Raw genomic sequence first — 10,381 nt, forward strand, 5'->3', positions numbered from 1 at the left:
GATTGGCAGAAAGTGTTGAAGACTGGCTGTGAAATCGAAGAACGGCAACTCCAGACGTGGGAACGGATGGAGGTGTTGCTGAGTGTCTATTCAGTCATTGCGTGGAAGGTCCTGGAGTTACGAGAACTAGCTCGTGGCGAGACATCGAGTGCTCCGCAACTCTTGTTAAGCGAGGCCGAGCGCGCAGTGCTGGAAACGAAATTTCCAGAACTGAGCGGTCAGAACGGGAAAGTCTACGCAGTAAGTGTGGCCAAGCTTGGCGGATATCTGGACCGAGGATCGGATCCTCCACCAGGGTGGCAGACACTGTGGAAAGGACTTCAGAAGCTGCGCATGTGGGCAGACGGCTATGAACTTGGTGCTGAATGAGCGCCAAGACGCTCATTCAGCGAATCTCACCGTGAATACGGATGTCTCACCAGTTTCACAGACTGGCCACTCCTCGAACGTCGTGAATTGATCCGAATAATGAACGCATCCTGAGTGGTTCTTTCTTCTCGTGACAGATCTGAGTGATTTTTCTCGCTAGCTCTGACTTATGGGTAAGAGACAGCCGTTTACGGCGGGGAGGATGCCACCGAAGCTATGTCGTCCGCAAAAATCCGGACTGGGGTTCATAGACCTCTCCTTTCTGCTTGAGGTTCACGAGTTCTGTCTGGGCCGTAGACTGCGTCATCCCAATTGTCGTTGCCTCGATTACCACTACAGGCAGGGGTGCGCCATCTTCACACGCATCTTCGAGTTTGGAAATGAGGTCTTTGATGTTCTTCAGTCGGTCACGCTGTGACTTTGATTGCCCAGTCTCAACGATACTCGAATCAGACTGCGTCGACTCTGTTCCCTCTGCTTGGGTTGTCCCGTCTCCCGCTATGAATTCAGTGCGGTGATCGGTGGTTCGGTGTTCGTCACGCCACTCCACTGCCTCAGAATGGGCTGCAAACTCCTGTGACGCCCTACAGCTGTCACAGTGGGCTGTCCACGAGATGTCTTCCTCAATCTCATCAGCTGCCTCGTGGTCGGTGTATTCTGCATGTTCCGCTTGGTACGCATCCGCGGCTGATTGTGAATCGAACGACCACGACGCATCACACGTCTCACACCGAAGGTGATAGTCGGTCGATTCCAATACCGAGACATCCGGCATTGTCGAGCCCTGTGTCCAACGGATATCGTGCCCAGTGTGGTCGGCGTGTTTCTGGGCAAACTCATGCAGTGACGAATAGTCGTCTGCATCCTCGTACATCTCACACTCAGTGCACTCCACCGAGTATGCGTCGAGATTTACGTCCATTACTGAGGAATGCAAACTCGGTTGCAATCAATGTTACCCGGCTTCTGGTAGAATCCACGGATTCATCCCCGCCCTAGAGAGGGTTTCCTCCTCGCGCGACAGTAATGAGAGGTGGCTCTATCATGATGACCGAATTCGGCTCATCGCCGCATGGATATTTTGTTGGTAGCAAGACCGAATTTCACTGCACCAACTTACTCATAACTAAGCGAGTGCCGCGTGTCTATTGAGTGCCCGTCACAGCGCGGGAGAGGGAGAACCGTTATGACGACAGCTGAAACCTACGAGAACGTCTATCGACGGATCAACGAAGAGATATGGGAGAAGCAGAACTTCGATGCCATTGACGAACTCATCGCCGAGGATTACGTCCTCCATGACCCATCGATGCCAGAAGAGACGGAGTGGCCCAGTGGTCGGGAGGGCTATCGACAGATGGTCGAGATGGGAACCGGCGTCTTCGAGAACGCAACAACCGACATCCAACAGGTCATCTCGGCGGACGACTACGTCGTCGGGCGCTGGTCGATGACAGGCAGACACGTTGGCGAGATGGGGAACGTCCAACCTTCGAGCGAGGAGGTGACGATGACGGGGATCGAGATTTGCCGGTTCGAGGATGGCAAGCTCGCCGAGTCGTGGCAGGAAGTCAACATGCTCGACGTACTCACGCGAGCCGGTGAGCTTCCGGAAGATCTCTTCTCCCCAGAGAAGCCGACAAGCGACTGACAGATAGCGGACATCCACACTGTCAGCCACCTTTTCACCGGCGGGATTTTGAGTCACCTGCACAGAATTCACTGCTTGTTTTTTGCATCGCCATCACGACGCCAGCGCGGAGAAATCCTGTGGAGACAATCGAATGGGTGAACTCCGTAAGAACGAGCCAGAAGAGCAAGATGGCCACGACGGGCGTACTCTCGCGGAGTAGTTTGCGGGTGTCAAGCGGGGAGGATGTCACACACGCTGTACACGTGTGGTCCACTTAATAATTCATCACATATGGTATAAATGCTATAGCGTTCTCACTACAAATTCTACAGAAATATGTTCTCTCCAGATGTACCAGCTATTCCAGACCACATTCTGAATAAAGAAATCGTATTATCACTACTGCTAACATAAGTCGCCAGTATTCAGCGGTGCAGATTCAGGTCACAGACAGGCACGCTATTAGGAGTCAAAAAGGGGTAACGGAATCTCAACTGCGCTGGACCGGACGTCAACGGCACCACAGGCCGGGCAATCATCCACGAATGCACAGACCTGCAGCGAGGTCTCTACCTCTCGGATGCTGCCACACACCGAGCACTCGAAGGCAGTGAGATATCGAACTGACATCCGATTACTTCTACCCTTGGAATGGGGAGTTGCCGTCGACGACGTCTCCTTGCCTTGTGGTGCCGACGTGCTAGCTTGCTGCGGCTCATACTGATCGAGTGAGGGATGCCAGGCGTCGTCATGAAGACGATCGTAGATTCGGTTGGCGTCGTCGACAGGGACAGCGTCGGCTGGTCGTGTGGGTTCCTCTGCCTGCTGGTGCGTCGGTGAATCGGCGTCATCGCCACCAGGTGAGTGGTCATTTGGTGGGAAGGCTGTCGTTGATGCGGTGATCGCGACGTACTCCGTGCTGTCGTGGAGTTCGCCATCGATTGCGGCGGCGAGTTCAGCGAGCGGATCGGCAATCTGTGGGTCAGCGTGGTTCTTAACGCCCGTCTCGAATAGCCAGTCGCGAACGGCCGCTGCTGTCTCAGCGTCGAGCGTGAACGATGGGCCTGGTGGCATTGGTGACTTGCTCTGTCCCTCCTGGGTGCGACAAACCAGCGGTCGTCCTACGACAGTAGTAGCGAGGTGGTTCGGGTATCATTGGTTGATTTGCACGGCAGCTCAGTCTAAGATTTCCACTTCGAATTGCTCGCTAAGTAGATCTGTGTTTGAAGCACCTGAGTGGTCTACAGGCGGAGCAGGCCGAGTGCTTCGGAGCTTGACCCCGAGACGGTTCACTGACTACGCTTGACCCAACGATTAAGGCGTGTCAACGCAAACGTTGACGTAACGATGGCGACCGCCGATGAACAGATTCGCGTGAGCGACCGGGTGAAACGAGAACTCAACCGTCGCCGGCGCGAGGGTGAGAGCTACAACGACGTTCTAGAGCGTGTCCTCGACAAGGAACGTGTCGGTGACTTCTACGATGGGTTCGGCCGGTGGTCCGACGAGGAAGCTGAGCACGTCCGTGAGGGGCGTCGGAAGGCGAAGGAGAAGCGGAAGGAACGGATGCGAGAGCGGGTTAAGAACGGTGCATGAAGGTTCTTGACGCGACATATCTCATCGATTACCTGGACGGCGTCGAAGCGACGAAGGAGTTCTACGAGGCGAACGGGGCCGATAATGAACGCTGGGTGATGCCCGTCCCAGCTTACGCCGAGGTACTCGTCGGTGAGGGGAACCTGCCGAACGGCGATGTCGCCGGTGCTCGTGCTGATCTCTCGTGGGGAGAGAAGTACGAGATAGACAAGCGAACGGCAGTGACCGCGGGAGAGGTCGCAGACGAAGTTAGACCAAGCGGTCCGTACTTGGATGGTCTCGACGCGCTGATTGCAGCAGTCGGGCGTGAGTTGGATGCGCCGGTTGTGTCTGCCGACGGCGACCTCACTCATGAGGAGACGAAGAAGGTCATCGACGTCGAAGAATACTAATCAGGTGGCAATTTTCTGCGAGTATCTGCAGTCACGCGATTCGGTTCTGTCTTGACCGGTACAGAGGTGGAGATGGATCGGTATTCGAACCGTTGTATAGCGCTGTCAGGTTGTGGCTGCCGGCCGACCGGCGGGAGGCCGGGAGCGGAGGGTGGGGTGGTGGGGCGTCCACTGGGCGGCGGTCGCACAAAAAAAAACGGGAGAGGGCTCCGCTCAGGCAGGGTGTCCGACTTCTACTCGAGGATGACACCCGGATTTCTGGTTCCGTGTCGGGCTTCGTAGGCGTCGACGAGCTTGCAGTTGTACTGACTGATCCGGCTTGTCGACGTCGGCACGACCGTACTGGTCGCCGCCGCCACCTGCCCCTGGGTGAGATGCTTCTTGGGCGTCAACCGATCTGCCGCGTAGAGCGCTGCTGCCACGATGGTGAGTCGCGACGTCCCCGGCCCGACCGGCACCTGGTCACCGAGATGCATGAGGTGTTGTGCCAGCCGCCACGTCCGCACGGCTGCACCTCCCGGGAGTGCGTCGTCATCCAGTGCATCCACGACGGTCATCACGGCGTTCGGCCGAGTGACGGGAACAGTGTCGACCCCAAGCTCGCACCGGATTTTCCGCGCCGCGGCACACACCCGTTCGAGGGGTGCCTTCGTGTAGGTCGCCACCCCGACGTCGATCTCCTCACGCTCCACGCTCGACGCCCGTGCCGCGAGGAGGACAGCACCGCCGGCGAGTGTCTCCCAAGCCATCCGTCCGCCGGCCAACCGCGCCTTCGAAGCACGTCGCAGGTACTGCGCCGCCGTCTTGACGACGTGATCGGGCAGCCCCAGATTGCCGCCGATCATTTCGACATCCCGCAGCCCCTCGTTGAGCCGTTTCATCCGCTTGCGATCTGCTCCGAACTGGTAGCGCTTGTGCCACTTCCGGAGGCGCTGGAACTTCGTCCACTGCTCGTTACTGAGCGGATTTCCGTGTCCATCGTCAACAGCTCCCAGAACGGTGTATTCGACTTCAAACTCCGTCGCGAACCCTGCGATACGGGACGTGAATGAGTCCGGAAGTCCCGAGAGTGAGTTCACCGCCATCTCGATTGTGAACAGCGGATGGGAGCGGTCACGAATCTGTTGTGCTTCAGTCGTGCCAGTGTTGAACGGTCGCTGTTCGTCGATCTCGGTCAGAACCACCTCGTAGTCTATCCCCCGCTGGGCGTACGTCCGCATATCTTCGATGTCGCGTCGACGGCCACTCGCCAAGTCACCACCGGAAACCGCCTTGAGCAAGAACATATCCTCATCGGAGAGGACGAATGCCGTTGCGTGATTCCCGGCCCAGAACTCCTCTGCTCGGTCGTGCATCCGGTCGGTGATCCACACTTTCCCGACGACTTGCCGTTCGAAGAGATCGATCTGGAAGCCGCGCGTCTCGTGATGCAACTCGACAGTTTTTCCAACGCCCTCGAACGACTTCGTCGGCTCGCCAACAACCGTGAATCCCTGCGACGTGAGCGTCTGGTTGACGTGCTCGAATTCGGATACCACACCCAACGCGAGGTCGATATCCTCGGTCTGGTCCTTCAATCCCTGCACCGTCATCGCAGAGCCGCCGAGGAGATACACTGTTACAGGTTCTGAGAGCCAGTTGTCGAACTCCTCAAAAAAACTCTTTGATCGCCTCGCCACCCTTGAACACGGTCATGCCACCCCGTATTGCTCTTTGAGCGCGGTAAATTCTGCTTCACTCGGGAGGATGACTGGGGATTCCTCCGAGGCGTCGAACTCTCCCTGCAGTGGCCGACACATCGCAGCTACTGCAGTGTCCAAATCGTACCACTGCGCAGTCTCTGTTAGCGTCTCCCGGTCGATGTCCAGCTTCTCGATCAAGAGCATCGCATAGCTGACGCGGCGGGATCCGTTATCGAGGACGAGCGTGTGACACACCACGTCGGCAGGTGTGAGTTCCTCGTCGGGGGCATACCAGAACGCGGGTTCGCCCGCAAGGAAGAACTGTAAGCCGTACTCCGAAAACCGAGCGAGCCCGGTCAGCTGCCAGTCGGAGACGGCTTCGAGTGCCTGCGTATCCGCGGCTGTCTGTACGCGGACAAGTGCTCGCTTCGGATCACACCACTCGACGGTTGCACTCGGCGCGACTGCCCGGGCTCGCGACCGGTGCTCATGTTGTACAACTGCACGGGCGAACGCCAGCAGCGGCGAGAGATCCTCACTCAACGCGTACTCCGGGCCGGACGACGACAGCATCGCGCGATGCTTGAGCGGTGACAGCGCCTTGTGGACGCCCTGCCGAGTGATCGCGAGTCGCTCGGCGATCTCGGACACCCGACAGGGTTCGTCGAGATACCAGCACACCCGGAGTGTGGCCGGCGAGAGGAGGTCGATCCACTCGACGTGGCTGAGTTCCGACTGCAGGGTTCGGTACGCTTCGACGACCGGGTGGTCAGCGAGATGAACCTGCCGCTGGTTGTTGAGCCCGCGGCGTTCGGCGACAAGTCCCGCTTCGAGCAACTCATCGAGGACGTCGTAGAGGTGTGCCTGCGAATACTCGGTATCCGTCGCAAGTTCGGCTGCCGTCGCTTCCCGGCCGGTACTCAATGCGTCAATGACGGCGAGTTCGGCCTTGGTGAGCATCTGTGTATACTCTAAAGCCCATTCGTATAAATACGTTTCTTGATTTTGGTTGACGACATCGTTATGAACATAGTGGCGTCGTCACTTCCATCGGGGTGACAGTGTAGCCCATTATTAATTAAATATAATATCGTCGATATGTGTTTGAGAAACATCATATAGGTGATGTCGTGCAACATGCTGTGCTCATACTGGCTTGGAGATCCCGCGACCATTCCACTTTCCAGCAACAGACAGCAGTCATCCGACTGAACTAGGACGTGCAGTGTGCCGCTGGGCTTGACACGGACTGCTTACTGCTCTTGTTTTTCGTCTCGGTCAGGGTGACAGCGGCTGTATCACTCGACCCACCACCAGTAGTCACCCGCGACTGTCCGGTGTACGCAATGGGCACCGTACTGAATACGAGACTACTGAACGAGAGATGCAAGCCAGCGTAGGCGGCACCAAGCGCTGGAACGCGAAAGCCCGCGAGGGGCGAAACCGACGGGGATACCCGCTGGCGCCGAGGGCACATTCATTTTAGCCCGACAGCCCGCCCGCTACTGCAGGCAGCCCCCGGAATGGTCGGTCGCGAGCGACGCGGCGGGCGGCACGCGGCGAGCGGGGCGTGCCGTAACGAAGCACCGTTCAACCAATTCGATACTCAGCCAACCAATCGCCATCCTGGTGGACTCAGAAAGGGCGAGGCCGGCTCGGTCGTCCCCCGACCCCGCAAGCACCGCAGGCACGAGGCGCGCAGCGGTGTCCTCGTGAGCGAAGCGAACGAGGGCCAGCGAGACGGAGTCTCGCGTGGTCGCGGGATGTCGAGCGGCCGAGGGCTTTCAAAAAGAACATGACCGTCGCTAGCTGGCTACAATCGATTTGTGATCCATAGCGACCGATCTACGGACTTGCCCAGAAACAGACTACTCGAGTAGATCCTCAACAAAGCGGAAGCCGTTCACGTAGGTCACTGAATCGCCATAGCCCTCTCTATCGAAGACGTTCACGGCTCCTTCCCCTGCGAGCCGATCCGTCGTGTAGATGTAGGCGTGGTCTGCGGACTTCTCGATAAGCGCTTGTGCAGCAACTCCCGCGAGCGCTGGATCAGCACGTTCAATCTCGCCGGCCGGGCGGTCATCCGCATTCGCGATGTACCGCTGAACACCGTCCATCGTCCGTGAGACCAAGCCATGCGAGTAGTCCAAAGGCGCTGCAATTCGTGCCCACTCCTGTTCGATTGCTGTGTCGACCGGCGATGTCTTGCCGTCGGGCGTGTTGACGGTCAGTTCGTCGTACACACGTTCTGGGAGGACGAACGTGATGTCGTTCCGGCGGGCAAACGTGCGGACGGCCTGATACCGACGGTTCGACGGCTGGCCCATCGCGACGAACAGGCCGGTATCTGCGATATGGAGGACAGTCACGCGTCGTCGTCCACGTTCTCGTCGACACCTTCGATATCTGCAACCGACGTGCCCGACTCCTCGATGTCGAAGTGTTCGTGGACAACGGGCTGGAGCGCCTGCAAGATGATCTCAGCAGCGAGTGGCGAGATGTCGAGATCACGCGCCATTAGGCGATGGGTGACGGTACCACGTTCGCGGTCAACGGCGTAGGTGAGCGCCGTTGCAAGTCCGGCGATCCCGTGTCGGTCGATGTACGTATCGATATCGCCGTCGGTTCCCCGGCGGGCGACCGCGTCGATGAGCGCTGGCGTAATCGTGTACTCGCGAGTACCGTCGGCGGCAGTCACCGTGAGATTGATGTTTTGGGCGACGTACCTCCGGGGCTGATCATCAGTGGTGGCTTCAATGACGCCAGCGTCGACGAGCCGATTCACGTAGGTGTAGGCCGTTCCCTGTGCGAGGTCGAGGGCGTCCATCAATTCTTGGACGGTGGCTTCACCCTCGCGAGCAAGATACGCGTACAGTTGGGCGAGTGATGGCTCTTCGAGGAGATTTGCGACCGAAAGGAAATCGCGGATGACGTCACCGTTGGCTCGGTTTGAGGTGCGTGACATGGGTGGGCAGGTAATTACAGTTTACAGTGAATCAGTAAAGAGTGTTGTGGTCAGTCTACTTAGAGGCGGTCGCGAGCGACGCGGCGGGCGGCAGCGGCGAGCGGGGCGGGCCGGAGCGAAACACCAGTCAAACCATGAGAACAATCCCGACCAACCACTATGGTGGGACTGAAAGGGGCCGGGCGCTCGCCGTGCGAGCCGACGTTCCCACAAGCGAACGAATGTGAGTGAGTGGGAAGCAGTGAGAGCTCCGCTCTCGCCAGCCAAGCACCATATCGGAGTGAGGAGCGCAGCGAGGCACAGCCGGCGAGCGTGCGGGGGCTTTCAAGAAGACAACTCTGTTGAATTTCTGGTTCACGCACCGGCGTTCTATCCCGGAGGAACAGACCATGTACCTCGGAATCGACTTCCACAAGCGGTACGCACAGGTGGCAGTAATGGACGACGCTGGCGAGATTGTCGAAGAGGTTCGCGTCAAGAACGCGAACCTCGACGACCTCGCCCAGCGATACGCTGGGTCTCGTGCGGTGATCGAGGCGACCAGCAATTACTACCACGTTCATGATACTCTCGCGGAGTACTTGGACGTAACCGTCGCTCATCCAGGCAAACTGACGCTCATCGCTCAGTCGGACAAGAAAACTGATCGCGTCGACGCAAAAGAACTCGCGCGGTTGCTCCGGCTGAACTCCGTTCCGGAGAGTTACGTTCCTACCGACGAGATTCGGGAAGCCCGCGCACTCGTGCGCGGGCGACAGACATTGGTCGAAGATCGGACCAAGTTCGCCAACAAAATCCACGGCTTGCTTGCCGACAACGGCATCACGAGGACAGTAAAACCGCTGAGTGTCGAGGGACGAGAGTTCCTGGAGGAACTCTCGCTCCCGACCCCCTGGGACGATCTCTTGGACTCATATCTCGATGTGGTCGACACCCTGACCGAGAAGATGACACAGCTGGAAGCTGCGATCGAGGAGCGCGCTGGGTCTCTAACCGAGACCCAGCTGCTCATGACGATCCCCGGCGTCAGCCACTACTCCGCGTTGCTGATCTACGCTGAACTGGGTGAGATCGATCGGTTCGATGGCCACAAGGAGGTCGTGAGTTACATGGGACTGAACCCGACGATCCGCGAGTCACCCGACTCGCGGATCGAGGGAGGCATCTCGAAACGTGGCTCAGGACGAGTTCGCTGGATCTTGGTTCAGAGTGCGTACTCAGCCGTGTACACGTGTAAAGACGAGTATCTGAGCCGGTTCTTCCACCGGTTGACTCGTCGGATGAACTCGAAAAAAGCAATCGTTGCGACGGCGCGAAAACTGCTCGTCTCGATGTACTACATGCTCGACCGGGAGGAAGTCTACGATCCACCGGGGGTGAGCGCCTGAAGAAGGGTATCTGAGGAACGCCGGACCGGCGTTCCTCAGTGGCCGAGTGGAGCCAGCGTGAGCGACAGCTCTCGCGGAACTCGTTGCGACCGCCTACCGGTTGTGGAGGTCTCAATCACCATGCTATCTGGCGGTTTCTCGCTGTTGAAGGACTAGAGAAGCGAGATCGTCCGAACAACTTTGTCGCTAGCGGTGGTTCGTTGAGCCAGCAGAATTTCCATAGGTGAATACAGAGGCTGAGGGCGCAGGAGAAAGGGGTGTTCCCGGCGGAACACCCCGAACAAGATGTCTAGCTCATCTCCAACAGTGGTTTCATACGCAGGCCAAATGCTTCGCTCTCCATCCGCTACATCGAC

The 10,381-nt window shown here is 58.1% G+C and carries 11 protein-coding genes and 2 pseudogenes; 5 read left to right on the forward strand and 8 right to left on the reverse strand.

Going from position 1 to position 10,381, the window contains the following annotated elements:
• Window positions 1–369 (forward strand): annotated as a pseudogene (locus ACR3FF_RS23375) (IS4 family transposase); the annotation flags it as partial.
• 214 nt (window positions 370–583) lie between these two features.
• Here ACR3FF_RS23375 and ACR3FF_RS23380 read toward each other — a convergent pair.
• Window positions 584–1,291, reverse strand: coding sequence for a hypothetical protein (locus tag ACR3FF_RS23380; protein WP_458190542.1), 708 nt, complete (start codon window positions 1,289–1,291; stop codon window positions 584–586).
• A 264-nt stretch (window positions 1,292–1,555) separates the two neighbouring features.
• On the opposite strand from ACR3FF_RS23380, the gene ACR3FF_RS23385 reads away from it, so the two are divergent.
• Window positions 1,556–2,020, forward strand: coding sequence for an ester cyclase (locus ACR3FF_RS23385; protein WP_458190543.1), 465 nt, complete (start codon window positions 1,556–1,558; stop codon window positions 2,018–2,020).
• Window positions 2,021–2,054: 34 nt separating this feature from the next.
• Here the strand turns inward: ACR3FF_RS23385 and ACR3FF_RS23390 are convergent, their stop codons facing one another.
• Both ACR3FF_RS23390 and ACR3FF_RS23395 read right to left on the reverse strand, forming a co-directional pair.
• Entirely contained in the window at window positions 2,055–2,252 is a 198-nt protein-coding gene (locus ACR3FF_RS23390) for a hypothetical protein (protein WP_458190544.1), read from the reverse strand.
• A gap of 212 nt (window positions 2,253–2,464) precedes the next feature.
• Entirely contained in the window at window positions 2,465–3,076 is a 612-nt protein-coding gene (locus tag ACR3FF_RS23395) for a hypothetical protein (protein WP_458190545.1), read from the reverse strand.
• Between the two features lie 273 nt (window positions 3,077–3,349).
• Between ACR3FF_RS23395 and ACR3FF_RS23400 the strand changes: the two genes are divergently transcribed.
• A complete protein-coding gene (locus ACR3FF_RS23400; RefSeq protein ID WP_458190546.1) occupies window positions 3,350–3,598 on the forward strand; it encodes an antitoxin VapB family protein in 249 nt (82 codons plus the stop codon).
• A complete protein-coding gene (locus ACR3FF_RS23405) occupies window positions 3,595–3,990 on the forward strand; it encodes a PIN domain-containing protein (protein ID WP_458190547.1) in 396 nt (131 codons plus the stop codon). The genes ACR3FF_RS23400 and ACR3FF_RS23405 overlap by 4 nt, the downstream gene beginning before the upstream one ends.
• Window positions 3,991–4,223: 233 nt before the next feature.
• On the opposite strand, the gene ACR3FF_RS23410 is transcribed toward ACR3FF_RS23405, so the two are convergent.
• The 5 genes and pseudogenes from ACR3FF_RS23410 to ACR3FF_RS23430 form a co-directional block, all read right to left on the reverse strand.
• Window positions 4,224–4,871, reverse strand: coding sequence for a transcription initiation factor IIB family protein (locus ACR3FF_RS23410; protein WP_458190552.1), 648 nt, complete (start codon window positions 4,869–4,871; stop codon window positions 4,224–4,226).
• 84 nt (window positions 4,872–4,955) lie between these two features.
• Window positions 4,956–5,685: pseudogene (locus ACR3FF_RS23415) on the reverse strand (hypothetical protein); the annotation flags it as partial.
• Window positions 5,682–6,632, reverse strand: a complete 951-nt coding sequence (locus ACR3FF_RS23420) for a MarR family transcriptional regulator (protein ID WP_458190548.1) — start codon at window positions 6,630–6,632, stop codon at window positions 5,682–5,684. The pseudogene ACR3FF_RS23415 and the gene ACR3FF_RS23420, both read right to left, overlap by 4 nt.
• A gap of 908 nt (window positions 6,633–7,540) precedes the next feature.
• Window positions 7,541–8,041, reverse strand: coding sequence for a PIN domain-containing protein (locus tag ACR3FF_RS23425; RefSeq protein ID WP_458190549.1), 501 nt, complete (start codon window positions 8,039–8,041; stop codon window positions 7,541–7,543).
• A complete protein-coding gene (locus ACR3FF_RS23430; protein ID WP_458190550.1) occupies window positions 8,038–8,637 on the reverse strand; it encodes a DUF7437 domain-containing protein in 600 nt (199 codons plus the stop codon). The genes ACR3FF_RS23425 and ACR3FF_RS23430 overlap by 4 nt, the downstream gene beginning before the upstream one ends.
• A gap of 389 nt (window positions 8,638–9,026) precedes the next feature.
• Between ACR3FF_RS23430 and ACR3FF_RS23435 the strand changes: the two genes are divergently transcribed.
• A complete protein-coding gene (locus tag ACR3FF_RS23435; RefSeq protein ID WP_458190551.1) occupies window positions 9,027–10,025 on the forward strand; it encodes an IS110 family RNA-guided transposase in 999 nt (332 codons plus the stop codon).
• The last annotated feature ends 356 nt before the right edge of the window (window positions 10,026–10,381 follow it).

The organism is Haladaptatus ordinarius, assembly GCF_054177595.1.